28 protein-coding genes are annotated in these 26,421 nt (G+C 63.6%); 7 read left to right on the top strand and 21 right to left on the bottom strand.

The features are described from left to right. Positions 1-19: 19 nt before the first annotated feature. From mrdA to GLW01_RS07445, 5 genes are read right to left on the bottom strand one after another with little or no spacing between them, the layout of a single operon-like run. Complete coding sequence (gene mrdA / locus GLW01_RS07425) at positions 20-1,906, bottom strand: penicillin-binding protein 2 (protein WP_160898659.1); 1,887 nt, start codon at positions 1,904-1,906, stop codon at positions 20-22. Positions 1,907-1,908: 2 nt separating this feature from the next. Continuing rightward, positions 1,909-2,382: a 23S rRNA (pseudouridine(1915)-N(3))-methyltransferase RlmH gene (gene rlmH / locus GLW01_RS07430; protein ID WP_151440849.1), complete on the bottom strand. Its 474-nt coding sequence runs from the start codon at positions 2,380-2,382 to the stop codon at positions 1,909-1,911. A gap of 1 nt (position 2,383) precedes the next feature. Next, positions 2,384-2,734 carry a ribosome silencing factor gene (gene rsfS / locus GLW01_RS07435; RefSeq protein ID WP_151440848.1) on the bottom strand — a complete coding sequence of 117 codons (351 nt, stop codon included), beginning with the start codon at positions 2,732-2,734 and terminating at the stop codon, positions 2,384-2,386. Between the two features lie 2 nt (positions 2,735-2,736). Next, entirely contained in the window at positions 2,737-3,381 is a 645-nt protein-coding gene (nadD, locus tag GLW01_RS07440) for a nicotinate-nucleotide adenylyltransferase (RefSeq protein ID WP_202405609.1), read from the bottom strand. Positions 3,382-3,393: 12 nt separating this feature from the next. Continuing rightward, the gene (locus GLW01_RS07445) at positions 3,394-4,650 is read right to left on the bottom strand and encodes a glutamate-5-semialdehyde dehydrogenase (protein ID WP_160898660.1); all 1,257 of its coding nucleotides are present in this window, start codon (positions 4,648-4,650) and stop codon (positions 3,394-3,396) included. 115 nt (positions 4,651-4,765) lie between these two features. On the opposite strand from GLW01_RS07445, the gene GLW01_RS07450 reads away from it, so the two are divergent. Next, entirely contained in the window at positions 4,766-5,596 is an 831-nt protein-coding gene (locus GLW01_RS07450) for a GGDEF domain-containing protein (protein WP_160898661.1), read from the top strand. Further along, positions 5,589-6,644, top strand: a complete 1,056-nt coding sequence (locus tag GLW01_RS07455) for a GGDEF domain-containing protein (RefSeq protein WP_160898662.1) — start codon at positions 5,589-5,591, stop codon at positions 6,642-6,644. The genes GLW01_RS07450 and GLW01_RS07455 overlap by 8 nt, the downstream gene beginning before the upstream one ends. Here the strand turns inward: GLW01_RS07455 and GLW01_RS07460 are convergent. After that, complete coding sequence (locus tag GLW01_RS07460) at positions 6,569-7,144, bottom strand: LON peptidase substrate-binding domain-containing protein (RefSeq protein WP_151440844.1); 576 nt, start codon at positions 7,142-7,144, stop codon at positions 6,569-6,571. The genes GLW01_RS07455 and GLW01_RS07460 overlap by 76 nt on opposite strands. Before the next feature lie 25 nt (positions 7,145-7,169). Continuing rightward, positions 7,170-7,796 carry a class I SAM-dependent methyltransferase gene (locus GLW01_RS07465; RefSeq protein WP_095617985.1) on the bottom strand — a complete coding sequence of 209 codons (627 nt, stop codon included), beginning with the start codon at positions 7,794-7,796 and terminating at the stop codon, positions 7,170-7,172. A gap of 137 nt (positions 7,797-7,933) precedes the next feature. On the opposite strand from GLW01_RS07465, the gene GLW01_RS07470 reads away from it, so the two are divergent. Beyond that, complete coding sequence (locus tag GLW01_RS07470; RefSeq protein ID WP_151440843.1) at positions 7,934-8,272, top strand: hypothetical protein; 339 nt, start codon at positions 7,934-7,936, stop codon at positions 8,270-8,272. On the opposite strand, the gene GLW01_RS07475 is transcribed toward GLW01_RS07470, so the two are convergent. Genes GLW01_RS07475 through GLW01_RS07500 form a run of 6 tightly spaced genes read right to left on the bottom strand, consistent with a single transcriptional unit; the run spans position 8,266 to position 12,908 of the window. Beyond that, positions 8,266-9,150: a DMT family transporter gene (locus tag GLW01_RS07475; RefSeq protein ID WP_160898663.1), complete on the bottom strand. Its 885-nt coding sequence runs from the start codon at positions 9,148-9,150 to the stop codon at positions 8,266-8,268. The genes GLW01_RS07470 and GLW01_RS07475 overlap by 7 nt on opposite strands. A gap of 1 nt (position 9,151) precedes the next feature. Beyond that, complete coding sequence (locus tag GLW01_RS07480; RefSeq protein ID WP_160898664.1) at positions 9,152-9,940, bottom strand: acyl-CoA thioesterase; 789 nt, start codon at positions 9,938-9,940, stop codon at positions 9,152-9,154. Next, the gene (locus tag GLW01_RS07485) at positions 9,941-10,453 is read right to left on the bottom strand and encodes a dihydrofolate reductase (protein ID WP_151440840.1); all 513 of its coding nucleotides are present in this window, start codon (positions 10,451-10,453) and stop codon (positions 9,941-9,943) included. Between the two features lie 9 nt (positions 10,454-10,462). Beyond that, complete coding sequence (locus GLW01_RS07490) at positions 10,463-11,302, bottom strand: thymidylate synthase (RefSeq protein ID WP_160898665.1); 840 nt, start codon at positions 11,300-11,302, stop codon at positions 10,463-10,465. Next, positions 11,303-12,100 (bottom strand): prolipoprotein diacylglyceryl transferase, encoded by a 798-nt coding sequence (lgt, locus tag GLW01_RS07495; protein WP_160898666.1) that lies wholly within the window; start codon positions 12,098-12,100, stop codon positions 11,303-11,305. A 7-nt stretch (positions 12,101-12,107) separates the two neighbouring features. Further along, positions 12,108-12,908 (bottom strand): sulfite exporter TauE/SafE family protein, encoded by an 801-nt coding sequence (locus GLW01_RS07500; protein WP_160898667.1) that lies wholly within the window; start codon positions 12,906-12,908, stop codon positions 12,108-12,110. 175 nt (positions 12,909-13,083) lie between these two features. Between GLW01_RS07500 and GLW01_RS07505 the strand changes: the two genes are divergently transcribed. From GLW01_RS07505 to dxs, 3 genes are all read left to right on the top strand, one after another. After that, on the top strand, positions 13,084-13,353 hold the full coding sequence (locus GLW01_RS07505; protein ID WP_151440836.1) for an exodeoxyribonuclease VII small subunit: 270 nt from the start codon (positions 13,084-13,086) through the stop codon (positions 13,351-13,353). Further along, a complete protein-coding gene (locus tag GLW01_RS07510) occupies positions 13,350-14,231 on the top strand; it encodes a polyprenyl synthetase family protein (RefSeq protein WP_160898668.1) in 882 nt (293 codons plus the stop codon). The genes GLW01_RS07505 and GLW01_RS07510 overlap by 4 nt, the downstream gene beginning before the upstream one ends. Before the next feature lie 126 nt (positions 14,232-14,357). After that, positions 14,358-16,286, top strand: a complete 1,929-nt coding sequence (gene dxs / locus GLW01_RS07515) for a 1-deoxy-D-xylulose-5-phosphate synthase (protein WP_151440834.1) — start codon at positions 14,358-14,360, stop codon at positions 16,284-16,286. Positions 16,287-16,290: 4 nt separating this feature from the next. On the opposite strand, the gene ribA is transcribed toward dxs, so the two are convergent. From ribA to GLW01_RS07545, 6 genes are all read right to left on the bottom strand, one after another. Beyond that, positions 16,291-16,914: a GTP cyclohydrolase II gene (ribA, locus tag GLW01_RS07520; RefSeq protein ID WP_151440833.1), complete on the bottom strand. Its 624-nt coding sequence runs from the start codon at positions 16,912-16,914 to the stop codon at positions 16,291-16,293. Positions 16,915-16,979: 65 nt separating this feature from the next. Continuing rightward, entirely contained in the window at positions 16,980-17,471 is a 492-nt protein-coding gene (gene moaC, locus GLW01_RS07525; RefSeq protein ID WP_160898669.1) for a cyclic pyranopterin monophosphate synthase MoaC, read from the bottom strand. A gap of 11 nt (positions 17,472-17,482) precedes the next feature. Next, the gene (locus GLW01_RS07530; RefSeq protein WP_202405610.1) at positions 17,483-18,427 is read right to left on the bottom strand and encodes a Nudix family hydrolase; all 945 of its coding nucleotides are present in this window, start codon (positions 18,425-18,427) and stop codon (positions 17,483-17,485) included. 4 nt (positions 18,428-18,431) lie between these two features. After that, positions 18,432-19,649, bottom strand: coding sequence for a bifunctional glutamate N-acetyltransferase/amino-acid acetyltransferase ArgJ (gene argJ, locus GLW01_RS07535; RefSeq protein ID WP_151440830.1), 1,218 nt, complete (start codon positions 19,647-19,649; stop codon positions 18,432-18,434). A 5-nt stretch (positions 19,650-19,654) separates the two neighbouring features. Next, on the bottom strand, positions 19,655-22,420 hold the full coding sequence (gene secA / locus GLW01_RS07540; protein WP_151440829.1) for a preprotein translocase subunit SecA: 2,766 nt from the start codon (positions 22,418-22,420) through the stop codon (positions 19,655-19,657). A gap of 163 nt (positions 22,421-22,583) precedes the next feature. Further along, positions 22,584-23,504: a M23 family metallopeptidase gene (locus GLW01_RS07545; RefSeq protein ID WP_151440828.1), complete on the bottom strand. Its 921-nt coding sequence runs from the start codon at positions 23,502-23,504 to the stop codon at positions 22,584-22,586. A gap of 190 nt (positions 23,505-23,694) precedes the next feature. Here GLW01_RS07545 and GLW01_RS07550 point away from each other — a divergent pair, with 190 nt between their 5' ends. Further along, positions 23,695-24,147 carry a DciA family protein gene (locus GLW01_RS07550; RefSeq protein WP_151440827.1) on the top strand — a complete coding sequence of 151 codons (453 nt, stop codon included), beginning with the start codon at positions 23,695-23,697 and terminating at the stop codon, positions 24,145-24,147. Between the two features lie 5 nt (positions 24,148-24,152). Here the strand turns inward: GLW01_RS07550 and lpxC are convergent, their stop codons facing one another. After that, entirely contained in the window at positions 24,153-25,070 is a 918-nt protein-coding gene (lpxC, locus tag GLW01_RS07555) for a UDP-3-O-acyl-N-acetylglucosamine deacetylase (protein WP_095618003.1), read from the bottom strand. A 155-nt stretch (positions 25,071-25,225) separates the two neighbouring features. Then, on the bottom strand, positions 25,226-26,389 hold the full coding sequence (gene ftsZ / locus GLW01_RS07560; RefSeq protein WP_095618004.1) for a cell division protein FtsZ: 1,164 nt from the start codon (positions 26,387-26,389) through the stop codon (positions 25,226-25,228). Between the last annotated feature and the right edge of the window lie 32 nt (positions 26,390-26,421).

Consider the following 26,421-nt stretch of genomic DNA (forward strand, 5'->3'; position numbering starts at 1 on the left):
CTCTCCCCCGGTGACCCCATCATTCATCGTCCATCGCCCCCGGCACCGCCTGTTCCGTCAGCACCTCCGGGAAGCCATTGATCCATGCATCCGTCACCTGGCGCGCCACGGGGGCTGCCGTAGCACTGCCGCTGCCGCCGTTTTCCACCAGCACGGACACAACGATTTCCGGATCGTCAGCCGGAGCAAAGGCAACAAACAACGCATGATCCCGCATGCGCTTGGCGATTTCATCCTCGTCATACTCTTCCCCCTCCAGACTGAACACCTGGGAGGTGCCTGTCTTGCCCGCCATGCGGTAATTAAGACCCGGACTGATACGCCGGGCGGTGCCCTCCGAGCCATGCACCACGTCCTCCATGGCGTTGATGACGTATTCCCAGTCCGACTCACTGGCCATCTCGACCGGAGGACGCACAACGTCCGGAAGCAGATGCCGGGCCGGAATGTCGCCCTCGATGTAGCGCAGGTGGCGGGGCGCATGACGTTCTCCGCGGCTGGCGAGCACGCTGGTCGTCGCCGCCAGCTGCAGGGGCGTGGAGAGGAAATAGCCCTGGCCGATGCCCATGTTCACGGAGTCCCCAGGATACCAGGGCTCATTGTGCACCCGGCGTTTCCATTCCGGGCTTGGCAGGATCCCCGGAAGCTCGTCCCTGACGTCCAGGGAGGTAACGGTACCAAACCCGAAATGTTCCAGATAGTCAGCCATCATACCGCCGCCCATCTCGTACGCCATCTTGTAGAAATAGGTATCGCTGGACAGCACGATCGCGTCATACAGGGTCGTGTCCCCATGCCCCTGCCGCTTCCAGTTACGGAAGACCTGGCTGCTGTTCGGCAATTCATAGTAACCAGGGTCATAGACGATCTCGGACTGGGTCACGGTATCCGAGGCCAGCCCGGCGAGGGCAAGCATGGGCTTGATTGTGGAACCCGGCGGGTACTGGCCGCGGGTGGCACGGTTGAACAGGGGTTTGTCCAGCGAATCCCGGAGCTCGGCATAGCTCTCGTGACCAATACCGGTAACAAATTTGTTGGTATCAAACCCGGGGGTACTGACCTGCGCCAGCAGCCCCCCCGTCTCGGGGTTAATGGCAACAATGGCGCCACGCCTGTCGCCCAGTGCTTCATGAGCCACCTGTTGAAGCCGGATATCCAGGTTCAGGGTCAGGTCCTGGCCCGGACTGGGGTCCTCGCGCTCAAGTACCCGCATGACCCGGCCACGGGCGTTGGTTTCAACATTCTGATACCCCACTTCACCGTGCAGCTCCTTTTCGTAGACCCGCTCAATACCCGTCTTGCCAATGTAGTGGGTGCCCGCGTATGCCACCTGATCAATGCGGCGTGCATCCTGTTCATTGATCCTGCCCACATACCCCAGCACATGGGAGGTCAGCCGGCCATAGGGGTAGTACCGCACCAGCCGTGCCTCCATCTCCACACCGGGCAGGCTGTGACGATTCACGGCGAGTCTGGCCATCTCGGCTTCAGTCAGGTGGTAACGCAGCGGCACGGGCTCGAAAGGCCGGCGCCGTTCATCCAGCCGCTCACGGAAGTTCTCAACATCCCCCGGCGGAACGTCGACAATATCCCGGATCTCACCAATGAGGGCATCCATGTCCGACACCTGCTCCGGGATGACCGTCAGACTGAAAACCGGGCGGTTTTCCGCCAGCAGCACACCATTACGGTCGTAGATCAGCCCCCTTGTCGGAGGCACGGGTTGCACCTGGACCCGATTGCGGTCGGAAATGGTGGTGTAGGTTTCGTGTTCGATGATCTGGAGGTAGTAGAAGCGGCCGATCAGGACCCCGGTCATCAGGATAACCACGATGATGGCCACGAAGGAGCGGCGCTGGAAGAGTTCCCGTTCCTGGCTGGTATTGCGGAGGGTGCCCCAGCTCATTGTCAGCCAGCCCTGTGGTAGGGATGGTTGCAGTTGATGCTCCAGGCACGGTAAAGCTGCTCAGCCAGCATCACCCGCACCAGGGGATGCGGAAGCGTCAGCGGCGACAGCGACCAGGCCTGATTGGCACGCTGCCGGCAGGCATCCGAGAGTCCTTCCGGCCCACCGATCAAAAAGGCCACGTCCTGCCCTTCCATCCGCCAGTGCTCTAGGCGCTCGGCGAGCTTCTCCGTGGACCACTGGCGACCGTCAATCTCAAGGGCGATCACCCATTCAGGGCCTCGCAGCGCCTTCAGCATCCGCTCGCCTTCATCCCGAACCGCGCGCGCCGTATCGGCCTGACGCCCCCGCCCACCGAGGGGCACTTCCGTCAGCTCCAGCCGCATTTCGCGGGGGAAGCGCCTGCGGTACTCCTCAAAGCCCGCATTGACCCAGTCGGGCAGTTTCTGCCCGGCGCTGATGACCTTCAGGTGCATGCTACTCCGTACCCGCGGCGCCCAGCCCCGGAGCATCCCGCCAGAACCGTTCCAGATCGTAGAATTCCCGGGTTGCCGGCAGCATCAGGTGGACGATGACGTCGCCCATGTCCACCAGCACCCAGTCACTGGTTTCACCGCCCTCGAGTTTGGGCTTGCTGTCCGCCTCCTGCTTGGCACGCTGTACCACTTCCTCAGCCAGCGAGTGGATATGGCGATTGGAGTTGCCCGAGGCGATGACCATGTAATCCGTCATGCTGGTACGGTCGCGCACATCCAGTACAGCCACATCCTGGCCCTTCATTGATTCGACGGCATCCACCGCCAGTGACTTCAGTTGTTCAGAATCCATAATCATCCTGTTTCAAGTCGGTACAGCCCCTGATCCCGAATGGTGCGCCAGACCGCATCCGGCACCAGGTAGCGGATTGATCGCCCGGCAACCGCCCGGCTCCGGACTTCCGTGGCCGCAATTTCCAGCAACGGCAACTCCATCACCAGAATGGAACCACTGGCACTGCGCTGGAGCTCAGCCGCTTCGGCTGCCCGGCGTTCCTGCAACATGGCTGCAACAGGCTCGGGGGGCGCCAAAGGAAATCCGGGTCTGTTGACCACGATTATATGGGCGAGCTCCGGCAGTTGCATCCAGCCGCGCCACTGATCGAAGGTGTTGAAGGCATCGGTTCCCACAACCATTGCCAGCGGGGTCTCCGCCCCCAGCTCAGACCGCAGCTGCTGGAGGGTCTCGCCGGTATAGGATACCCGGTCCTGGTCCAGTTCGCGGGAATCCACCATCAGTCCCGGCTCTTCCGCGACCGCGTCCCGCAACATTTCCAACCGGTGGGCGCCCTCCGCCCCCGGCTGATCACGGTGCGGCGGGCGATGGCAGGGCATGAGCCGGATGCGGGCACCGTCGAGACGTTCATGCAGCTCCACCGCCATCCGGAGGTGGCCGTTGTGGACGGGGTCGAAGGTGCCGCCCAGCATCACGTGCAGCATGCCGGCTCCAGGTCAATCACGGACATGGCCATCCCCGAACACAACGTATTTCTGGCTGGTCAGCCCTTCCAGCCCTACCGGACCCCGGGCGTGCAGCTTGTCGGTGGAAATGCCAATCTCGGCCCCGAGGCCGTATTCAAAGCCATCCGCGAAACGCGTGGAGGCATTGACCATCACAGAACTGGAGTCCACCTCCGTCAGAAAGCGCCGCGCCCGGGTATAGTTCTCGGTGATGATACTGTCGGTATGCTGGGAGCTGTAACGGTTGATGTGCGCCATGGCCGCATCCAGCCCGTCCACGACCCGGATCGACAGCACCGGCGCCAGGTATTCCGTGGCCCAGTCCTCCTCCGTTGCCTCACCGGCCTCCGGGAGAATGGCACGGGTAGTGGCGCAGCCTCGCAGTTCCACGCCGATACGCTGCAGCTGCTCGGCAATTGGCGGCAACAGGGATTCGGCGACGGGGCCATCCACCAGCAGGGTTTCCAGTGTATTGCAGGTGCCGTAACGCTGGGTCTTGGCATTGAGCGTCACGCTCACGGCCTTCTCCGGATCCGCGTCACGATCCAGGAAACTGTGGCAGATCCCGTCCAGATGCTTGATGACAGGCACCGAGGCCTCATTACTGATGCGCTCGATCAGGCTCTTGCCACCACGGGGAACGATCACATCCACGTACTCGGGCATCCGGATCAGGTGACCCACGGCCTCGCGATCGGTGGTTCCAACCACCTGCACGCCGGTCTCGGGCAACCCGGCTTCCCGCAGCCCCTGTGCCACGCATGCGGCAATGGCCTGATTCGAGTGCGAGGCCTCGGAGCCACCACGCAGCACCGTGGCGTTGCCGGATTTGATGCAAAGACTGGCCGCATCCACGGTGACGTTGGGACGGGACTCGTAGATGATGCCGATCACCCCCAGCGGCACCCGCATGCGCCCGACCTGGATACCGGACGGACGGTACTCCATATCCGTGATCACGCCCACCGGGTCCGTGAGCCCGGCGACCTGGCGCAGGCCCTCGATCATGGTATCGATGCGGCCGCCGGTGAGTTCCAGGCGGTCCAGCATGGCCTCATCAAGCCCCTTGTCACGACCCGCCTCCAGATCCTTACGGTTTTCCGCCTGCAGCGTCTCCCGGCTGGCGTCGAGCGCCCGGGCCGTGGCAAGAAGGGCCTCATTGCGCGCTCCGGTGCTCGAACGCGCCAGTTCGCGGCTCGCCGCCCTGGCCTGTTCACCCAGGGCCCGCATCATGGATTCTGTGCTCATATCCCTCCCAATCGGATTCCGCATCTGTTTTCAGGGCACTGCGGGAAAAGTACGCTATTATACGCGTGCGTGGGGCAGCGGATACAGCCTCGCATTGCAACACCGGGAGCTGATCATGGAAACGGAAACAGCAATGCCCGTACCACTGCGGTGGACGCTGCGGGCCGGATCCCTGCTGCTTTTGCTTCTGAGCCTCGCGATCTTCGCCGGGCACTGGCCCTGGCTGACGCCCCTGGCGTTCCTGGTGCCGCTGTCACTGTTCGCCGGCTGGGGCCTGTGGGTGGCAGGAGCCGGCTGCGCGGTTTTCCTGGCCGCCACACTCAGCCTGGGTCTGTCGTCCGAACTCGGCATGGCCCGCCACCAGTTCGTACCCATGCTGATCCTTGCCACCGGCCTGGCCGCGGTTTTCGTGTACCTGCGGGAATACAAGGCCGCCCAGCTGGCCCCCCTGCGACGCACCGACTCACTCACCCTCGCCTCCATCAGGGACTACCTCGACAGTGACCTGAACCGTGAGATCCGGCGGGGTGAGCGCGAAGGCACACCGGTTACCGTGGCTGTCCTGCATCTTGATGCCCCCGAAACCCCGCTCCCGGAACAGGATCAGAGCAACCTGATGGTGCGGCTCGGCCGGCTGCTGCATCGCACCCTGCGGGACTTCGACAGCTACTACCGCAATAATGAAACCGGTTTCATCATTGTGTTGCCAGCCACTGCGACACCCGATTCCGTCCGAACCATTGAAGGCATCCGCAGCCAGGCCAAGGACATGCTCACCCGCGAAGGGATGGAGCTGACGCTCTCGGCCGGCGTGGTGGGCGCCAATGTGGGCGATGACGCCCGCAGCCTTTCAGAAAAGGCCCAGGAAACCCTGCGCCGGGCCCAGAAACAGGGGGGCAACCGGACGCTTACATGGACGGACGCCGGAGGCACAGGTCATGACTGAAACCGCACTGCGCACCCGTACGAACAGCGTCGTCTATGCGCTGATGCTGCTGTGCTTCATGATCCTGGCGGAACGGAGCCTGCGTTACGGCTTCTACGAGCTGTTCTTCAGCGGCCTGACCATTACCGCTCTGGCGGCCGCCGGCATTGCCGCCACCCTGATCCGGCGACACCGCCAGCTTCAGACCCGCAGCCACCTGCTGATCCTGGTCCTGATGGCCATCATTATTCTCCAGGCCATTGCCCGGGAGCCGTCCCTTGCCTTCTACTGGCTCTACCCGATGCTGATGGCTGCCTTCCTGCTTCTCAGGGTCCACCAGGCCGCCGCCCTCTGTGCAGCTGGCCTGCTCCTCAGCCTGATCGCGGCCTGGAATCTGCCACCGCGGGAACAACTGACGCTCGCCGGCACCGCCCTGCTCCTGGCAGGCGGTGCCGGCTGGTTCGCGCGCCACTATCATGCCAGTGCCCGCTACGTGGACACGCTGACCATCGTGGACCCGGAAACCGGGGCCTACAACGAACGCAGTCTCAATGAGACCCTCAGCAGGGAGATCAGTCGCTCCGAGGCCACGGGCCACCCGCTGTCGCTGGCCCTGCTGAGGATCGATCACCGGGAGGAACTCTCCGGTGTTTACGGCGAGGACGCACTGACCGGGCTCAGTGCCGCCATCAGCCGGAGCCTGCGTACCACCATCCGGGCCGGGGACAGCCACTACCATCTGGGCGACGGCCGCTTCTTCCTGCTGCTGCCGTTCACCCCTGAAGAGGGGCTGCGGGTGACCGCGGAACGCGTGCGGCGGCTGCTGGGCGAGTCACGCTGGCCCACGGTGGAGAGCATCACAGCCAGCATCGGCTGTACCACGCGCTCGCCCGGGGAAACCTCGGCGGACTCACTGCGCCAGCGCTGTGAGAAAGCGCTCGGGGAGGCCCAGAGGCGCGGCCACGACCAGGTCTGGCACCTGGGCACTCAGGCTCACTCCATATCATCCACCAGCCGTGACAGCACTTCCAGCCGCTCCAAGGGGTCATCCATCTCCACCAGCGACTGACGCTGCTCAATAGCCAACGGCAACAGCTCCGTCAGCCGCCACCCGACCTGACGCGCATCGTCGTAGTCAATGGTCAGGCCGAGTTCCGCCACGGATGGATGCCGGCACAGCGCCGCCAGCAGCTCGGAAAGATCCTCGTGCCGCAAGGGCGTACGCGCCCGGGGCTCCTCGGGCAGAGCCACCACGTCACCGCGGTTGAGGCCATCCGTCTCCCGCCAGTTCCGGGCCACGGACACCTTGCCGAGACCTTCCACGGTAATGCCCAGCAAGCCGTTCTCCAGCGGCGAGAAATCCACCACCGAAACCTCACAGCCAATCGGATGGAAGGCGGCATCCGCGCTGGTATCACTGCCGCCCTGCTCAAGCAGAACCAGCACAAAGGGCTCCCGGGCGCGCAATGAATGGGTGAGCATGTCCATATAGCGGCGTTCGAAGAGCCGCAGAGGCAGGCGGCCGCCGGGAAGCACCACCGAGTTGAGAGGGAACAGTGCTCGATTCATAGCCGTGGCTCCCGGCGGACGGGGGTTACTCTTCGGGGCAACGCCCGTGCAGCATGGTCCAGTAACCGAACAGGTTCACGGACTCAATCCTCTCCACGTTCAGGCCCACATTCTCAAGCACCGGTTCCATGGGGAAGTCCGGATCAAAGCCAAGCGGCGCGGCCCAGCGCGAAAGCGCGGACTCGAACCGGCGGACAAGGGGATTCTCCTTGGCGAAGTGGTTAACGAAGATCACGTCCGCACCCGGCTTGGCGACCCGGCGCACCTCGCTCATTACCTTGTAGGGATCAGGCACCACGGAGAGCACGTACAGGACCATGATCTTGTCGAAGCTGTTGTCCGGGAAGTCCAGCGCTTCGGCGTCCATGTTGTACAGCTCGCAGTTGGTCAGGCCGTGCTTCTGGATGCGCTTCTCGGCCTTGTCGAGCATGTCCTGTGAAATATCAACGCCAGTAACATGGATATCCACGTCATCGGGATATTCCGGCAGCGAAAGGCCTGTGCCCACGCCCAGCTCGAGGACATGATCCCCGGACTCAAACTGAAGAGAGTCCATGGCCACATGCCGGCCGTTCCGGAACACCAGCCCGAACACCCAGTCGTACACCGGTGCGTAACGCTTATAGGCACCCTTGATGCTGTCGTTGTCCACTTTCTGTACTCCCTCGATTCAAGAAGGTTGATACAGTACCAATCACGGGTTCGCTCGTCATCTCCCTTGGGGGCAGACAGCCGGATTACAGGCGCGTTATAGTTCCCGGATCGGCTCTGAATCCAGGTCATACCATCGTGACTGACAACCGTTTCTCCGAGGAAAGCGCCCTGAGCGCCGCCGAGGCGCTCCAGCATGTGCTCGCCAGCCGTACCCACAAGCGCAAGGTTCTGGGTGAGGAGCGCATCGTGCCCGGCCAGCTTGGCGAGGCATTGGGCCTTCCTGCCATCATTCACCGCCTTCAGAGTCGCAGCGGCCCGGTCCGCAGCGAGGCCACGGAACGCTTCGAAGCCATCTGGGACACACTCTCCGAACGTTCACGCCAGCGCGTGCGCGAAGCGCTCGGCTGGTACGACCCGCGTGAACTCGACTGGGAAGACCCGCGCTCCAACCGCCGTCCGGTCGAGGATCACTGACTGCGCGAGTGCACGTGCTGCTGCAGGTAGAGCCCGGTGATGACCAGTGCCAGCCCCACCACCGTTGACCCCAGGATCGGCTCGCCCACGATGAGCGCTATAAAGCCCAGCGACAGCGGGGGTGAAAGAAAGATCAGGTTGCTCAGGCGCGAGGTATTGGTGGCCTTCTTCATGGCCAGCAGCCAGAGCACGAAGGCGATCCCCATCTCGAAGGCACCCACCCAGGCGGCTCCGGCCAGCCCCTGCCAGGCAGGCCACCGCCAGCCATCCCAAAGAGCCAGAACCAGAATCAAAGGCCAGGCTACCAGGAAGTTCAGCAGCAGACCGGCAACCGGCTCGCGGGTATCACGGGTATTGAAGATCCAGTAGAACGCCCAGACCAGTGTGCTCAGAAGGGCCAGCACCACGCCCGGCCCGTTTGAGAGATCAAATGCCAGCGGATCCCCGCGCGTGGCGATGATGAAGACACCGCTGTAGCAGATCAGTCCGGCAAGGGCGTCCACCGTCTTCAGCCGGTGGCCCAGAAACGGCACCGCCAGGTAGGTGAGCGTCAGGGCCCAGGTGTAGTTGATGGCCATCGCCTCCTGCGCCGGCAGCAGGTCATAGGCGCCGAACAGCAGGATGTAGTAGAGGATCGGATTGATGAGTCCGAACCCGAGGGACAGCAGCAGCCCCTTCCGCCCCGGGCGCAGGGTCTCACCCAGGCGCCTCTGCCACGCCTGCCAGGCCACGAGCACCAGTATGGAAAAGGTCACCCCCCAAAACATGAGCCCGGTGCGCGACAGGTGTTCCAGCGAGATCTTGAAGGCCGTCGCCGCCGTCGACCACAGCAGCACCGTGGTCACGCCCAGGATCATGGCCTGGCGCTGATCCTTCATCTCAGGCGAAAACCGTGACCGTCTGCTGGCTGCGGGCCACCAGCTCGCCCTCGGCGGTCCAGATGCCGGCCCGGGTAAGGCCATAGCCGTCCCGGGCCTGATCAATGGTGGCGCGGTAGAGCAGCCAGTCGGAGGGACCGATGGATGGCATGGGGTGCACCAGCTCCATGGTCCAGCTCAGGGTACTGGCCGGCGCCGGCTGGCTCAGGTGCGGCAGCACGGCCGGAGGCCAGGTATCCACCAGGGCCACCAGGTGCGAATGGGTGATGGCCGGCGGCGCCTCACTGAAGCGCATCCAGCCTCCCATGGTGCGGTCGCTTGAGCCACTGAACGGAAACCCGCCGAGACAGAACCGCAGATCGTAGTGGCGCATGAAATCCGGGGTTACGCCCTCGATCTGCGGCATCGGCTGCGCGGCCCCGGGATCCGGTGCCGTCGGGGCCGGCTCCTGATCCACCGAGACCACGGACTCCCGGCCGGACCCGAAACTGCCCATGGCCACCATGACAGTGTCACCGCCCAGGTGGATACGGCTCTCCACCTGGGTTACCGCCTTGCCCTGGCGCAGGATCTCCGCACTCACATCAACGGACTGATCCGGCGCCGCCGGCCCCACGAAGGAAACCGCCAGCGAGCGCAGTGGCCGCTCATCCACCAGCTGCCCCCGCATGGCCTCATGGGCCATGGCCGCCAGAAGCCCGCCAAACGTGGCACGCCCCTGGCCCCAATCCGGAGTCAGATCAGCCCGCCCTTCCCGGGCGGCGTGCATCAGGTTGTCGAAATCACTCATTCAGACCTCTCCCCGGTCGTAAACAACAATGCTGTAAGGGTAGCGGTTGGCTTCCTCGCCACCGGCATGATCCACGCGTGAAACCTCCTCCCAGCGGCTGAGATCCACCTCCGGGAAAAAGGTATCCCCCTCCACCTCGGCATGGACCTCGGTCAGATAGAGCCGGTCCGCCACCGGCAGCGCCTCCGCGTAGATCTGGGCTCCACCAATGACCACGGCCTCCTCGGCGCCATCGATCAGCCCCTGCTGTTGCGCCTGCTCCAGAGCCGCCTCCAGGGAGTGCACCACGCAGACGCCCTCCCCCGACCAGGCCGTATCCCGGGTGAGCACGATGTTGCTGCGCCCGGGAAGCGGGCGACCGATGGATTCATGGGTGCGGCGCCCCATGATGATGGGCTTGCCCATGGTGGCCTGCTTGAAGTACTGGAGCTCCTCGGGCAGATACCAGGGAAGACGGTTATTACGGCCGATCACCCGGTTCCGGGCCATGGCGACCATCAGTGCAATGCGCATGAACAGACCTCAGATGGCGATGGGGGCACGGATTACCGGGTACGGATCATAACCCGTAATACGGAAATCCTCTTCCCTGTATTCAAAAAGACTCGACGGGCAGCGTCGCAGCGCCAGCTCCGGCAACGGGCCCGGCGTGCGGCGCAGCTGCTCGTAAACAATCTCGTCGGTCAGGTGATTCTGGTACAGGTGCACATCCCCGAAGGTATGCACGAAATCCCCGGGCTCCAGGCCGGCCTGCTGGGCCATCATGCAGGTGAGCAGGCTGTAGGAGGCGATGTTGAACGGCACACCCAGGAACAGGTCGGCACTGCGCTGATAGAGCTGGCAGGAGAGCCGTCCGTTCTCTACGAAGAACTGGAACAGGCAATGGCAGGGCGCCAGCGCCATCCGGCCCGCGTGCACGTTCTCCTGCGGGCCCATGGACTCATCCGGAAGCTCCGCTGGGTTCCAGGCCGTCACCAACAGCCGCCGTGACTTGGGTCGGTTGCGGATACCATCCAGCACGTCGCTGATCTGGTCCACGGTGCTGCCATCCGGGCACTGCCAGCTGCGCCATTGCTTGCCATAGATCGGGCCCAGGTCTCCCTCTTCCGTGGCCCACTCGTTCCAGATCGAGACGTTATGCTGCTGCAGCTCACGGTTGTCGGTTGAGCCGCGCAGGAACCACAGGAGTTCATGGATGATGCTGCGCACATGGACCTTCTTGGTGGTCAGCAGCGGAAAGCCCTGCCCCAGGTCAAAACGCAGCTGACGCCCGAACACCGAACGGGTACCGACGCCGGTTCGGTCGCCCCGGTCAACGCCGTTATCAATCACATCGCGCATCAGCGCCAGATAGGATTCCATTCAGGCGGACCTCCCCTGTCGATAGGCCAGAAACAGCAGAATGACGCCGGCCACGATCATGGGCACGGACAGGACCTGCCCCATGGTCATCCAGTCCAGCAGCACAAAGCCCAGATGGGCATCAGGCTCGCGGTAGAACTCGGCCACGGAACGCAGCACCCCATAACCGGCCAGGAAGAGCCCTGAAACCGCCATGCGAGGTCGTGGCCTGGCAGAGAACCACCACAGCACCACGAACAGCAACACCCCCTCAAGCGCGAACTGGTAAAGCTGCGAGGGATGGCGCGGCAGGGCATCCCCAGCCTGTGGAAACACCATGGCCCAGGGCAGTTCCGGCGATGTGGGGCGCCCCCAGAGTTCACCGTTGATGAAGTTACCAATCCGCCCAAGGCCCAGGCCCACGGGAATCACCGGTGCGATGAAATCCGCGATATTGAAGAAACCGGTGTCGATACGGCGGGCGAACATCAGCATGGCCGCCAGTACACCGATGAGACCACCATGGAAGGACATACCACCTTCCCAGATCTGGATGAGCCAGAGCGGTTCCGCCAGAAAGCGTTCAAAGTGGTAGAACAGCACGTAGCCAAAGCGCCCGCCGAGGATCACACCCAGCGCCATATAGAACAGCAGGTCCCCCAGCTGCTCGGCGTTGACCGGCGAATCCGGGCGGCTGGTACGCAGCCGCGCCAGAGCCCAGCCCCCGACGAAGGCGACCAGGTAGGTCAGCCCGTACCAGTGGATGTCCAGAGGGCCCAGTGAAACAGCGACCGGATCAAATTGCGGATGTACCAGCATGAGACCTTCAACCTGAAATCAGAAACCGCACACCAATCACCACCAGCAGCAGCGCGAACAGGCGCTTGAGCCAGCGCTCATCCAACCGGTGTGCCAACAGCGCCCCAACGCGGGCAAAGGGAACGCTCATCAGTACAATACCCAGCAGCGCCGGCAGGAACACGAACCCGACACTGTACTCCGGAAGTCCCTCACGCCCCCAGCCCACGACCATGTTCGTCAGCGCTCCAGACACCGCAATGGGAAGGCCACAGGCCGCCGATGTGCCCACCGCGTGCTGCATGCGGACCCCGACCCACGTCAGGTACGGCACTGTCAGCGTGCCACCACCGATGCCGACAATCGCGGAAAGCCAGCCGATGCCACCACCCACACCGCCGAGTTCCGCTTTTGCGGGCTGGCGGTCGGATGCCATTGGGGACCAGCCGGTCACCATCTTAGCGGCAACCAGGAGCACGAAGACACCAATGATCCCCTGAAGCATCTCACCGCTGAGAAGCCCGGCCGTTACTGCGCCCAGCGCGGCCCCCAGCAGTATACCCGCAGCCATGGGCCGGAACAGCTCCCAGCGGACGGCGCCCTTGCCGTGGTGGGTTCGGATGGAACTCAGGGAAGTGAACACGACCGTGGCCAGCGAGGTACCGACCGCCAGGTGCGCGGAAATGCTCCCGCTGACACCCTGCCAGCCAAAGGCAAACACCAGCGCGGGGACGATGATGAGCCCGCCGCCGATTCCGAAAAGACCGGCCAGCGTTCCAGCAACGGCGCCCAGTCCCAGATAGAAAGCCAGTGCTTCGAGGATGCCCATCCGATTCCGTTCCGTTGTCCAATGAAGGCCGGCATGGTACCAGAGGATGGAAACGGCCGCAGGCCCGGACGCCGCGGTTCCGGATTACGGCCCGGCGCGGGTGACTGGGCCCGAGGGCATGCTACAATCCGGCCGTTCACCCGGTGGTGGCACCGGCAGCAACGGGAGTGGATGCATGAGTGAAAGTGACAGCAGCAACAGTGACAGCGGCAATGCCGCCACCTTCGAGACGAGCATCCAGGAGCTGGAATCCCTGGTTCGCAAGCTCGAACAGGGGGATATGCCACTGGAGGAATCCCTGAAGGCGTTCGAGCGCGGCGTTCAGCTCACCCGCTCATGCCAGCAGTCCCTGCGCGATGCGGAGCAGCGGGTGGAGCAGGTCATCGAGAACAGCCAGGGCGAGCTTGAAACACGTCCCTTCCCGGAGGACAGCTCCGAGGCATGACCGTCGACGCCTTCCTCAACGACACCCGTCAGCGTCTGGAGCTCGCCCTGGAACAGGCGCTTCCGGACCCGGACACCGAGCCCCGCCGCCTTCACCAGGCCATGCGCCACGCGGTCCTCGGTGGCGGCAAACGCCTGCGCCCCGCGCTGGTGCTGGCCGCCTGCCGCTGTGCCGGGGAAAGCAACGATGACTACGCCCTGCCCGCTGCAGTGGCGGTTGAGTTCATCCATGCCTACTCACTGGTACACGATGACCTGCCGGCAATGGATGACGACCACCTCCGCCGCGGGCAGCCCACCTGCCACGTAGCATTCGATGAGGCCACCGCCATCCTCACCGGGGATGCCCTGCAGACGCTTGCCTTCGAGACGCTTTCCGGCACTGACCGGCCGGCGACCACGGTTGTGGCCATGACCCTGGAACTCTCCGCCGCCTCCGGTCACCGGGGCATGGCGGGAGGACAGGCACTGGATCTGGACGCCACCGGCGCCCATCCCTCCATGGACGCCCTTGAGGCGCTGCACCGGCGCAAGACCGGGGCGCTCATCGAAGCCTCACTGGTGCTCGGCGCCCACTGCGCCGGAGGCGATGAACCACTCATCACCTCGCTGCGTGCGTTCGGGCGCAGTATCGGCCTTGCCTTCCAGGTGCAGGATGACATCCTGGATGTGGAAGGCAGCGCCTCTGTAACCGGCAAGCCCCAGGGGTCGGACACGGCTTCGGATAAAGCCACCTACACGACCCTGCTGGGCCTGGAAGGCGCCCGCGGGCGGCTGGATGAACTTCACCGTGATGCCCTGGGTCACCTGGAGCGGGTTTCCGGTGACGCCTCTCTGCTCGCCGCACTGGCCGCGTTCATCATCGAGCGCAACCACTGACGTCCCCCTGTTGTCACTGCCGGAGTGGTGGGCTTATTGTGCCGGGAAACGCGGAACTGATTCTCCGCGCCGATTTCTCTATAATGCGGGATTACCGTCAGGAACCGCCAAGGCAGCAAAGCCCGGATGCAGGACAAGACCGTTTTCAACAGCATACCCACGCAGCGCCCGGAGACGCCCCTGTTGGATCGCGTCAACACGCCGGAACAGCTGCGCACGCTCGGCCGGGACCAGCTGGTACCGCTGGCACGCGAACTGCGGGCATTCCTGCTGTGGTCCGTGGGCCAGTCCGGCGGCCATTTCGGGGCCGGGCTCGGAGTAGTGGAACTGACCCTGGCGCTCCACTACATCTTTGAGACACCAGAGGACCGCCTGGTCTGGGATGTGGGTCACCAGGCCTACCCTCACAAGATCCTGACTGGGCGCCGGGAACAGCTGCGCACCATCCGCAAGAAAGATGGCCTGGCCGCATTTCCCAACCGGGATGAAAGCCCCTACGACCATTTCGGGGTGGGCCATTCCAGCACCTCCATCAGCGCGGCTCTGGGCATGGCCCTGGCAGCCCGCCAGCAGGGGCGCAACCGCAAGGGCATCGCGGTCATGGGCGATGGCGCCATGACCGCCGGCATGGCCTTCGAAGCCCTGACCCATGCCGCGGACGTGCGCGCCAACCTGCTGGTGGTGCTGAACGACAACGAGATGTCCATCTCCCACAACGTGGGCGGACTCTCCAACTACTTCGGACGCCTCCTGGCGAGCCGGACCTACAATCAGGTGCGCGACAGCAGCAAGCGCGCACTGGCCAACACTCCCGGCCTCAAGGCCCTGGTCCGCCGCACCGAGGAGCACTTCAAGGGCATGCTGGCACCAGGCACCCTGTTCGAGGAGATGGGCTTCAACTACATCGGCCCCATCGACGGCCACGACCTGCCGCTGCTGCTGGAAACCCTCGAGACCATCAGCCAGCTCGACGGCCCCCAGTTCCTGCACGTGGTCACCACCAAGGGCAAGGGCTTCGGCCCCGCCGAGTCCGATCCGGTGGGCTACCACGCGATCAACAAGATCGAACCGGCACCGCCCGTCCAGCCAGCGGATGCTCCGAAGAAGCCCAAGTACTCGAACATATTCGGCCAGTGGCTGTGCGACATGGCCGAGCAGGATAACCGGGTAATGGGCATTACCCCGGCCATGCGCGAAGGCTCGGACCTGGTGGCTTTCTCTGAGCGCTTCCCGGAACGCTACTTCGATGTGGCCATCGCCGAGCAGCACGCGGTCACGCTGGCCGCCGGCATGGCCTGTGACGGGGCCAAGCCTGTGGTCGCCATCTACTCCACTTTCCTGCAGCGGGCCTACGACCAGCTGATCCATGACGTCGCCCTGCAGAACCTGGACGTGCTCTTCGCTCTGGACCGCGCCGGTCAGGTGGGCGAGGACGGCCCGACCCACGCCGGTGCCTTCGACCTGACCTACCTGCGCTGCGTGCCCAATATGGTGGTGATGGCGCCCTCAGACGAGAACGAGACACGGCACATGCTCTACACCGGCTGGTCCCACGAAGGCCCGGCCGCCGTGCGCTACCCCAGGGGCACGGGCCCCGGCGCGGCCGTCGATGAGCACATGGAAGCACTGCCACTGGGCCGTGGCGTGGTGCGCCGTGAGGGGACCCGTGTGGCCATACTGGCTTTCGGGGCCATGGTCACCCCCGCGCTTGAAGTGGCGGAATCACTGGATGCCACGGTGGCGGACATGCGCTTTGTGAAGCCACTGGACACGGCGCTGGTTGAAAAGCTGGCCGCCAGTCACGACCTGCTGGTGACCATCGAGGAGAACATGGTGGCCGGCGGTGCCGGCAGTGGCGTCTCGGAACACCTGCATGCCGCCGGGGTTGGCGTGGATCTGCTTCAGCTGGGCCTGCCCGACCGTTTCATCGACCATGGTAAGCCTGCTGAGCAACTGGCGGACGCCGGACTGGATGCAGAGGGCATCCACAGTGCCATCAGCCAGCGCCTTTCCCGGAACAGTGGCGACAGCGGCCTCGCCGTCGCCCAGACCTGATCCCTCACTCCTGTGAGGGCGGCGGATCGTCGTCCTGGTGGGTATGGAACCAGTGCCCCATGCGTGAGCGCTTGGTGTTCAGATAGGACTCATTGTGGGGATTGCGGCCCACCTCCAGCGGCACCCGTTCAACCACGTCCACGCCCAGATCCCGGAGCGAATCCACCTTGACCGGGTTATTGGTCATCAGCCGCAGCTGCTTGATGCCCAGATGTTCGAGCATGTCCAGGCACATACTGTAATCCCGCAGATCCGCAGCGAAGCCAAGGCGCTCATTCGCCTCCACCGTGTCCGCTCCCTCATCCTGCAGCCGGTAGGCCCGGATCTTGTTCAGAAGCCCGATGCCCCGACCTTCCTGGCGCAGGTAGAGCAGCACCCCACGCCCCTCGATGGCGATGCTGCGCAGGGCCTCTTCCAACTGGTAGCCGCAGTCGCAGCGCATGCTGTAGAGGGCATCACCGGTGAGGCATTCGGAATGGGTGCGCCCCAGCACGGGCCGGCCGTCCGAGACCTCGCCCAGACTGAGCGCCACATGCTCCTGGCCGGTGTCGATTTCCTCAAACCCATGCATATCGAACACACCGAAAGGCGTGGGGAGGCGACAGCTCTCGATGAATCGGACGACCACGGGCGATCCTCTCAGGATGAAAAGAGGCGGCAGTTTAACAGAAGGCGCAGCGCCGCTGAACGGGGTCAGGCCCCGCCTTCCTCCGGTGCCTGCCAGTGACCGGACTGACCGCCCTGTTTTTCCAGCAGCCGGATACCGTCCATGACCATGCCACGGTCCACCGCCTTGCACATGTCATAGAGCGTCAGCGCCGCTACGGATACAGCAGTGAGCGCCTCCATTTCCACGCCGGTTGCGGCGTTGAGGCGACACCGGCTTTCAATGTCGATGCCATCACGATTCTCCCGGGGCGTGAGCCAGACCTTGACCGAACTCAGGTTCAGCGAATGGCACAGGGGAATCAGCTCATGGGTGCGTTTGGCCGCCATGATGCCGGCGATCCGCGCGGTAGCCAGCACATCCCCCTTGGGGTGTTCGCCCGCCAGGATCATGTCCAGGGTTTCCGCCTGCATCCGGATCGTGCCCCCCGCTCTCGCCTCGCGCTGGGTCACCGCCTTGTCCCCGACATCGACCATATTGGCCGCACCGGTTTCGTCCACGTGACTGAGACCGCTCATTCATTCCTCCTTCAATGCCACCAGAAGCCGATACCGGCAACGCCACAGCCGCCATGCCGGCGGCTCTCCACCACATCATCGCCACCAACCCCACCCAGTGCATAGACCGGAAGGTCCAGCTCCGCCACCAGCGCCTCGAATCCATCCCAGCCCAGGGGGGAGCGCTCCGGGTGGCTGGCGGTGGGTCTGACCGGCGAGAGAAAGGCATAGTCCGCGCCCAGCCTCTGTGCGTGCTCCAGGCTGGCGCGATCGTGACAGGACACCCCAAGGCGGTAGGCACTACTGATGGGGCGCTCCATGAGAGCACGTGCCTCCCGCCAGGGCAGGTGCAGACCGTTGGCATCGGGAACCGCCGCGAGACGTTCCGGTGCGCCGTGAAGCACCAGCGCACAGCCCGCGTTTCGGGCCACTGGCACACAGGCGGAAGCCAGCCCCTGATACGCCGCATCATCGAGCTCCGGGCAGCGCAGCAGGCACTGGCTGCCCGCCCAGCCCCGAAGCCGGTCTGCGAGTTCATCCGCCGTCACGCCGGCACCGGTAACCAGCGTGCGTGCCGGCAGCGCCAGCACCTGGATCATGCGGCGGTTGGCGGCGGGAAAGTCACCTGGATCCAGGGTGGCCACATCGAGCCACATCAGCGGCTGGTCTTCCCGACCCTGGGGTTCTCCCGAGAATCCGGTGGCGCGGTAGAGATCCAGCTGGACACGGCGGTCGCCATAGTCGTGGGTCAGGCTCAATTCAAAGCCCAGGCCGCTTTCCGGCACCCGGAGGCCGACCTCCTCATCGAGTTCACGCACAAGCGCTGCCTCAGCGGACTCGCCGGGCTCAACCTTGCCGCCGGGGAACTCCAGAAGGCCGCCCTGATGCTGGTGCGCATGACGCTGTGCCACGAGCACCTGCTCGCGCCCACCCTCATGGCGAGAGACAGCTGCCACAGCAACGTGAACCGTTTTCACACTCTCAGGTCCGGTATTCGGCGTTGATGGTGACGTACTCATGGGAGAAATCGCAGGTCCAGACCCGTTCCAGTGCGCTGCCACGCCCCAGGTCAATGCGGATGGTCAGCTCCTGCTGGTCCATCACGGCCTGGCCGGCCGCCTCGGTGTACTCCGGGGCCCGCCCACCGTGGCGGACGATGCAGACATCATCGAGATGGATTGAGACGCCATCGATGGCGAGGTTCTCGATGCCCGCACGCCCCACGGCCGCAAGTATCCGGCCCCAGTTGGGGTCGGCTGCGTAGAGCGCCGTTTTGACCAGCGGCGACTCGGCCACGGCGAAAGCCACACGGCAGGCCTCATCGGCATCGGCGGCCTCGCCAACCTCCACGGTCACGAACCGGGTCGCGCCTTCCGCATCCCGCACAATGGCATGGGAAAGCTCCAGGAACACGGACGCCAGCGCCTCGCGCAGTTCCGGCACCACCTGTCCCCGGGAATCCACAACCTCGGCGGGGCTCTGACCGGTCGCTGCCAGCAGGCAGGCGTCGTTCGTGGAGGTGTCACCGTCAATGGTGATGCGGTTGAAGCTGGCGTCCGCCAGCTCACGCACCAGCGGCCTGAGTACGTCCGCCGGAATCGCGGCGTCCGTGGTAACGAAGGCGAGCATGGTGGCCATGTTGGGGCGGATCATACCGGCACCCTTGCTGATGCCGGAGATATGCACTGGATTACCGCCAATCATCACCCGGCGGGTTGCCCCCTTGGGCAGCGTGTCCGTGGTCATGATGGCAGGTGCCGCTTTCGCCCAGCCGTTGGGGTCCAGGTCCGTCACCGCATTCGGGATGGCCTCCAGCATGCGCGCCAACGGCAGTGGTTCGCCGATTACGCCGGTTGAGAACGGCAGGACCTGCTCCGCGCCGACCCCCGCGGCTTCCGCCACCGCCCGACAGCAGGCACGGGCATCCGAGAGGCCCTGCTCACCGGTGCCCGCATTGGCGTTGCCAGTGTTGATCAGCAGATAGCGGGGCCGGCCCGCCGCCAGCGCCTGCTCAGCCACGAGCACCGGCGCCGCGCGGAACGCATTGCGGGTGAAGACGGCACCAGCGGCGCTGCCCTCAGCCAGTTCCATCAGCACCAGGTCGTCACTGCCGGATTTCTTGATGGCCGCATCCGCGGTGCCCAGGCGCACGCCCGGCACCGCGTGGAATTCAGGAAGAGGTGCGGGATTGACCGCCATAACGCTTATTCCGCCTTGCCGTGACAGTGCTTGTATTTCTTGCCGGAGCCGCAGAAGCAGGGCTCATTACGGCCGATCTTGCGGTTATCGCGAACGAACGGCTGCTGGCCAACGCCGGCACTGTCCTCATCACTGTCACCCTGGCCGTCACCACCCTCGCCATCATCCGCGCGGGCGGCGGCCTGGCCGCTGGCCTCGTCATGACGGGCCTGCGCCCGCGCCAGTTCCTGCTGCAGCTCCTCACGCCGCTTGCGCTCCATCTCATCCAGCTCTTCCTGACGCTGGACGCGCACGCGTGAGATCACCCGCACGACGTCAAACTTGATGGACTCCAGCATGTTCTGGAAGAGGTTGAACGCCTCTCGCTTGTACTCCTGCTTGGGATTGCGCTGCGCGTAACCACGCAGATGGATGCCCCGGCGCAGATGGTCCATGTTGGCCAGATGCTCCTTCCAGAGGGTATCCAGCGTCTGCAGGAACACCTGCTTCTCGAACCGGCGCATGGTCTCAGCGCCGACCACCTCTTCCTTCTCCTGATAGACACGGATGTGCTCTTCGAGGATCCGCTGGCGCAGCTTCTCCTCGTACATGCCTTCTTCCTCAAGCCAGTCGCGTACCGGCAGCTGCAGGCCCAGTTCGCTCTCAAGCTGCTGCTCCAGGCCGGGAATATCCCACTGCTCGGGCATGCTCTGGGGCGGGATGTGCTGGCTGATGACCGAGTCGACCACATCCTCGCGTACCTGCTGGATGAGCCCGGAGATGTCCTCGGATTCCATCACCTCATTACGCTGCTCATAGACCACGCGGCGCTGGTCGTTGGCCACGTCGTCGTATTCCAGCAGCTGCTTGCGCACGTCAAAGTTGCGCCCTTCGACCTTACGCTGGGCCTTCTCAATGGAGTTGGTGACCATGCGATGCTCGATGGCCTCGCCCTTCTGCATGCCCAGTGCCTGCATCAGGTTCTTGACCCGATCCGGCGCGAAGATACGCATCAGGTCGTCCTCCAGGGAGAGGAAGAACCGGGAAGAGCCCGGATCGCCCTGGCGACCGGCACGGCCACGCAGCTGGTTGTCGATCCGGCGCGACTCATGGCGCTCGGTACCGATGATGTGCAGACCACCGGCCTCCACCACGGCATCATGGCGCCGCTGCCAGTCCTGTTTCAGGGCCTCGATATCAGCCTCGGAGGTGTTCTCGCCGAGATCGGCCAGTTCCGCGTCCAGGTTGCCACCCAGCACAATGTCGGTACCACGGCCCGCCATGTTGGTGGCAATGGTGACGGTGCCGGGCTTACCCGCCTGGGCGATGACATGGGCCTCTTTTTCGTGCTGCTTGGCGTTGAGCACGTTATGGGGGATACCCGCCTCATTCAGCAGCTTCGACATCACCTCGGAGGTGTCGATGGAGGCCGTACCCACGAGCACCGGGCGCCCGGCTGAGACCTCATCCCGGATCTCATCAATGATCGCCTGGTATTTCTCTTCCTTGGTCAGATAGATCAGGTCATTGTAGTCCGTGCGGTTGACCGGCTTGTTGGTGGGGATGCAGACCACATCCAGGCCGTAGATCTGGTTGAATTCGAACGCCTCTGTATCCGCCGTACCAGTCATGCCGGCCAGCTTGTCGTAGAGACGGAAGAAGTTCTGGAAGGTGGTCGAGGCCAGCGTCTGGCTCTCGGCCTTGATCTCGACGCCTTCCTTGGCTTCCACCGCCTGGTGGAGCCCCTCACTCCAGCGCCGGCCGGGCATGGTGCGGCCAGTATGCTCGTCCACGATGACCACCTGCCCTTCACTGATGATGTAATCCACATTGCGGTGGAACAGGTGGTGGGCCCGCAGCCCGGAGTGGATGTGATGCAGCAGGCTCAGGTTGGCCGCCGAATAGAGGCTGGAATCCTCCTCCAGCAGCCCGGCCTCGCGCAGCAGGGCTTCCACTTTCTCGTGGCCCTTCTCCGTCAGTTCCACGGAACGGGATTTCTCATCAATGGTGAAGTCGCCGTCCGGCTCCTCCTCGGCATCCTCGGAGGATTTCTCGAGGTGGGGGACCAGTTCGTTCACCCGGCGGTAGATGTCCGTGTCGCTTTCCGCCGCGCCGGAAATGATCAACGGCGTACGGGCCTCGTCGATCAGGATGGAGTCCACTTCGTCCACAATGGCGTAATGGAGCCCACGCTGGACCTTGTCCTCCAGGCTGAACGCCATGTTGTCGCGCAGGTAGTCGAAGCCGAACTCGTTGTTGGTGCCGTAGATGACATCACAGGCATAGGCGGCGCGTTTGTCCTCTGAGGGCTGTCCGGAGTTGATCACGCCCACACTCAGCCCGAGGAAGTTGTACAGATGGCCCATCCAGGCCGCGTCACGCCGGGCCAGATAGTCGTTCACGGTGACCAGGTGAACACCGTTACCAGTCAGCGCGTTGAGGTAGATGGGTAGGGTCGCCACCAGCGTCTTGCCCTCACCGGTACGCATTTCCGCAATGCGCCCCTCGTGCAGAGTGATGCCCCCGATCAACTGGACATCGAAATGGCGAAGGCCGAGAACCCGGTCACTGGCCTCGCGCACCACCGCAAACGCTTCCGGCAGTATGTCCTCCAGTTCGGCGCCATTGCCGAGCTTCTCCCGGAGTTCACCGGTCTTGGCTTTGAGCGCCTCATCCGAGAGCGACCCGAGGCTCTCGCTGAACTGGTTGATCTGATCAACCAGCTTCTGCATGCGCTTGATTTCACGGGCGTTCTTACTTCCGAAAAGACGGGTGGCCAGCTGTGAGAACATAATCCTGATTCGTTTCCCTATAAGCCCTGCCTGGACGGGCGCCGCGAAAGGGACAGGGCGGAACAGATGGAGTCGGCGCTGTCGAACACAATAAGGCACTGCATTCTAACGCCAATTAACTCGGAGGGAAAAGCAGTGGCCGGGGATGGCCCGGCCAGGGGAGTCACATGAAGTCCGTGGGGTTCTTCCGGGTACCGTCCTTAACCACCTCGAAATGCACATGCGGTCCGGTGGAGCGGCCCGTTGATCCCATCAGGGCGATTTTCTGGCCCTTCTCGACGATGTCGCCTTTTTCGACCAGCAGCTTCTTGGCATGGGCATAACGGGTCTGATAACCGTCACCATGGTCGATCTCAACGATGTAACCGTAGCCCCCCTTCTTGTGGGCCTCTGTCACAACACCGGCCCCGACCGAGATGACATCCCCGCCTTCACGGCCGGCAATATCCACCCCGGTGTGCCAGGCCCGACGGCCATTGAAGGGATCGGTACGATAACCATAGGGTGATGAGGTCCACCCCCAGGTCACCGGCCTGCCGTCCACTTCACGCTGACTCTTGAGCTCGCGATTGGCAATCAACCGGTCCAGGAGTGTCAGCTGCTTCTCGCGGGAGCTCAGTCGGCTTTCAAGGGCGCTGATCTGGTGTTCAAGCGCCGTGGTGGTCTGGCTTTCGCCCGCCATTTCGGGTTCCGGTCCCCCCATCGCAGGGCGGGACTCAAAGTCGAATTCCTCGCCGGAAAGATCCGCGGACGCCATCAGGTTCTGACCCAGGGCATCCACCCGCAGGACGCGGGCCTGCAGCTCCCCTACACGCCGTGTCAGCGCTGAGATCTCGCTCTCGGCTCTGGACTCGATCCGGTCCAGTTCCGCATGGGTCTCGTCCAGCCGCTCTTTCCAGCGCTCGACCATGTGACTTTCCGCAACGGTGCCCGTGGCGCCGGACTGGACCGCCAGCTGGTAACCACCCCAGCCAGCCCCGGCCATCATCAGTGCCAGGCTGGCACCCGCTGCGAACAGCGTACTGCGCCCCGGGGAAAATACCCGGGCTCTGCCGTGATGGCGGCCTACAAAAAGTATGTTCATAGGTTCAACCGAACTCTCTGTCTTGCGACTCTGTGTTCTGAGACCCTGCAGCATCCCCGACCGGTCATTGATCGTAGGACGGATGCCGAGCATACTCCAAGTGAGAGTCTAACGGAATCTTAACTGTGAGACAGGTCACGGAAAGGTTCCGTTACAATTTTAAGGTATTACCCCTCTGCAGGTAGCGCTGATGCCCCGGGAAAACCGTCCCTCTCACCCCCTCGACAGTGGCTCGGAAGGCCCGCTCAGCCGGCTTCTCAGACAGGCCGAACAGCACCGGCGTGTAGAAACCGTCATCCTCGAAGCACTGCCCGGTAACCTGGCCGAATGCTGCCGTTTCGGTGGCTATGCCAATGGTGAACTGACACTTCTGGTCCCAGACAGTACCCGCGCCAGCCAGGTCCGTTTCCAGCAGCGACGCATTGTCCAGAACCTGCGGCAGGATGAGCGCTTCAGTCAGGTCTGGCGTGTCCGCGCACGGGTCCAGCCCTGGCATGACCCACGCCCGCGAACGGCAAGGGAACGACCGGAAATGACGGCGGAGAATGCCGAGTTGCTCAGGGAAGTAGCGGAGGAAACGGAGGACAGCGGCCTCAGCGGGGTACTGAGACGCCTGTCCTCGCATGCCCGGAAGGGCCAGTAGCCGGATCAGCCCGTTGCGGCCAGACTCGGCTTGAAGTAGGAGATAGGGGCTTTGGCCTCATCGTCGAAGGTCACGACTTCCCACGCATCCTCCTCCGCAATGAGCTTGCGGAGAAGCTTGTTGTTCAGGTCGTGGCCCGATTTGAAGCCTCGGAACTCACCGATCAGACTGCTGCCCATCAGATAGAGGTCCCCAATAGCATCGAGCATCTTGTGACGGACGAACTCATCGTCGTAGCGCAGACCGTCCTCGTTCAGGATGCGGTAGTCATCCACCACGATGGCGTTATCCACACTGCCACCCAGAGCCAGATTCATGGAACGCAGTGCTTCGATGTCGCGCATGAAGCCAAAGGTCCGCGCCCTGCTCACTTCCTTGACGAAGGACGTGCTTGAGAAATCAACCGTGGCATTCTGGTTACGGCCTTCGAACACCGGGTGATTGAACTCAATGGTGAAGCTCACCTTGAAACCGTCGAAAGGCGTGAACGTAGCCCACTTGCCTTCTTCCTCAACGGTGATCTCACGCTTGATGCGGGTGAACTTCTTGGGCGCTTCCTGCTCGGCGATGCCAGCGGACTGCAGCAGGAACACAAAGGGCCCCGCGCTGCCGTCCATGATCGGCACTTCCGCCGCACTCAGCTCCACATAGCAGTTATCGAGCCCCAGACCGGCCATAGCCGACATCAGGTGCTCCACTGTCGCAACACGGACCCCATCCTTAACCAGGGTGGTGGAAAGCATGGTCTCGCCGACGTATTCGGCCCTCGCTTCCACCTCCACGACCGGATCCAGATCCACACGCCGGAATACGATGCCCGTATCCACCGGCGCCGGTTTCAGTGTCAGAAACACTTTCTCGCCGGAATGGAGCCCGACGCCGGTGGCTCTGATGGTGTTCTTCAGGGTGCGTTGTCTGATCATGATGTCATTGTTCCGTCATGGAAACGGCTTAAACTGGAAGCCGTAATTTTGCGCATACTGTAACAGATGGCGTGTCTGGACGCCATTTGTACAGTCTGTGGAAAACCGAGACATTGGCTTCAGTGACGCACAATGCCCCGGGATCCCCACGGCTTTCAGTCCGCCTGTCGACGCAGGAATGCCGGGATGTCGAGGTAGTCGACATTGGTATCCTGCTCACCCTGGCTGTCCTGATCCACGGCCGCATTCCCCTCGCTGGCCACTGCACGCCGGCGCAGTACCGCCGGGCGATCCAGCTGGTTGTAGTCGGTCTTGCCGTCCATGCTGCGGGTATTGTCCACCACCTTCTGCGGCGAATCCCCTTCGGCATTGAGCCCGGTTGCGACCACGGTCACCTTCAACTCGTTCTCCATTTCCGGATCGATCACCGTACCGACCACAACGGTAGCGGATTCGGAGGCGAATTCGCGCACGATGTCACCGACCTCGCTGAACTCGCCGAGGTTCAGGTCCATGCCAGCCGTGATGTTCACCAGGATGCCACGTGCGCCCTGCAGGTTGATGTCGTCCAGCAGCGGGCTGCGGATGGCACCCTCGGCCGCCTCGCGGGCACGTTCGTCACCAGTGGCCCGGGCAGTGCCCATCATGGCGTTGCCCATCTCTGACATGACCGTCTTCACGTCCGCAAAGTCGACGTTGATCATGCCGTTGCGGGTGATCAGATCGGCGATGCCCTGAACGGCACCCAACAGCACGTCGTTGGCCGAGGCGAAGGCATCCAGCAGGCTGGTGTTCTTGCCCATCACCGTCAGCAGTTTCTCATTGGGGATCGTGATCAGCGAATCCACGGTATCCTCAAGCGCCTTGAGGCCAGCGTCGGCCACTTTCATGCGTTTGCCGCCCTCGAAGCCGAACGGCTTGGTGACCACAGCCACGGTCAGGATGCCCATCTCGCGGGCCACCTCGGCCACGATGGGCGCAGCCCCTGTGCCGGTGCCGCCACCCATGCCGGCAGTGATGAAAACCATGTCCGAACCCTTCAGGGCCTCGGCAATGCGGTCGCGGTCCTCCATCGCGGACTGCCGCCCGATCTCCGGGTTCGCCCCGGCGCCCAGGCCCTTGGTGATATTGCCACCCAGCTGGATCAGGGACTTGCTGTCCAGATCCTTCAGTGCCTGGGCATCCGTGTTGGCGCACAGGAACTCAACGCCCTCGACTTCGCTTGACAGCATATGGCGGACGGCGTTGCCGCCACCCCCGCCAACACCGACAACCTTGATCACTGCGCTCTGCTCTACGTTGTCTACCAGTTCAAACATTCCCCTTCTCCTTCCTTCTATCCAGCGGCTTG

Source organism: Vreelandella halophila, assembly GCF_009856365.1.
Lineage (GTDB): Bacteria > Pseudomonadota > Gammaproteobacteria > Pseudomonadales > Oleiphilaceae > Halospina > Halospina utahensis_B.

Excerpts from the sequence above, each read along its gene's own strand:
- mrdA (WP_160898659.1), bottom strand. The coding sequence starts at position 1,906 with ATGAGCTGGGGCACCCTCCGCAATACCAGCCAGGAACGGGAACTCTTC.
- rlmH (WP_151440849.1), bottom strand. The coding sequence starts at position 2,382 with ATGCACCTGAAGGTCATCAGCGCCGGGCAGAAACTGCCCGACTGGGTC.
- rsfS (WP_151440848.1), bottom strand. The coding sequence starts at position 2,734 with ATGGATTCTGAACAACTGAAGTCACTGGCGGTGGATGCCGTCGAATCA.
- nadD (WP_202405609.1), bottom strand. The coding sequence starts at position 3,381 with ATGCTGCACGTGATGCTGGGCGGCACCTTCGACCCCGTCCACAACGGC.
- GLW01_RS07445 (WP_160898660.1), bottom strand. The coding sequence starts at position 4,650 with ATGAGCACAGAATCCATGATGCGGGCCCTGGGTGAACAGGCCAGGGCG.
- GLW01_RS07450 (WP_160898661.1), top strand. The coding sequence starts at position 4,766 with ATGGAAACGGAAACAGCAATGCCCGTACCACTGCGGTGGACGCTGCGG.
- GLW01_RS07455 (WP_160898662.1), top strand. The coding sequence starts at position 5,589 with ATGACTGAAACCGCACTGCGCACCCGTACGAACAGCGTCGTCTATGCG.
- GLW01_RS07460 (WP_151440844.1), bottom strand. The coding sequence starts at position 7,144 with ATGAATCGAGCACTGTTCCCTCTCAACTCGGTGGTGCTTCCCGGCGGC.
- GLW01_RS07475 (WP_160898663.1), bottom strand. The coding sequence starts at position 9,150 with ATGAAGGATCAGCGCCAGGCCATGATCCTGGGCGTGACCACGGTGCTG.
- GLW01_RS07480 (WP_160898664.1), bottom strand. The coding sequence starts at position 9,940 with ATGAGTGATTTCGACAACCTGATGCACGCCGCCCGGGAAGGGCGGGCT.
- GLW01_RS07485 (WP_151440840.1), bottom strand. The coding sequence starts at position 10,453 with ATGCGCATTGCACTGATGGTCGCCATGGCCCGGAACCGGGTGATCGGC.
- GLW01_RS07490 (WP_160898665.1), bottom strand. The coding sequence starts at position 11,302 with ATGGAATCCTATCTGGCGCTGATGCGCGATGTGATTGATAACGGCGTT.
- lgt (WP_160898666.1), bottom strand. The coding sequence starts at position 12,100 with ATGCTGGTACATCCGCAATTTGATCCGGTCGCTGTTTCACTGGGCCCT.
- GLW01_RS07500 (WP_160898667.1), bottom strand. The coding sequence starts at position 12,908 with ATGGGCATCCTCGAAGCACTGGCTTTCTATCTGGGACTGGGCGCCGTT.
- GLW01_RS07505 (WP_151440836.1), top strand. The coding sequence starts at position 13,084 with ATGAGTGAAAGTGACAGCAGCAACAGTGACAGCGGCAATGCCGCCACC.
- GLW01_RS07510 (WP_160898668.1), top strand. The coding sequence starts at position 13,350 with ATGACCGTCGACGCCTTCCTCAACGACACCCGTCAGCGTCTGGAGCTC.
- dxs (WP_151440834.1), top strand. The coding sequence starts at position 14,358 with ATGCAGGACAAGACCGTTTTCAACAGCATACCCACGCAGCGCCCGGAG.
- moaC (WP_160898669.1), bottom strand. The coding sequence starts at position 17,471 with ATGAGCGGTCTCAGTCACGTGGACGAAACCGGTGCGGCCAATATGGTC.
- argJ (WP_151440830.1), bottom strand. The coding sequence starts at position 19,649 with ATGGCGGTCAATCCCGCACCTCTTCCTGAATTCCACGCGGTGCCGGGC.
- secA (WP_151440829.1), bottom strand. The coding sequence starts at position 22,420 with ATGTTCTCACAGCTGGCCACCCGTCTTTTCGGAAGTAAGAACGCCCGT.
- GLW01_RS07545 (WP_151440828.1), bottom strand. The coding sequence starts at position 23,504 with ATGAACATACTTTTTGTAGGCCGCCATCACGGCAGAGCCCGGGTATTT.
- GLW01_RS07550 (WP_151440827.1), top strand. The coding sequence starts at position 23,695 with ATGCCCCGGGAAAACCGTCCCTCTCACCCCCTCGACAGTGGCTCGGAA.
- lpxC (WP_095618003.1), bottom strand. The coding sequence starts at position 25,070 with ATGATCAGACAACGCACCCTGAAGAACACCATCAGAGCCACCGGCGTC.
- ftsZ (WP_095618004.1), bottom strand. The coding sequence starts at position 26,389 with ATGTTTGAACTGGTAGACAACGTAGAGCAGAGCGCAGTGATCAAGGTT.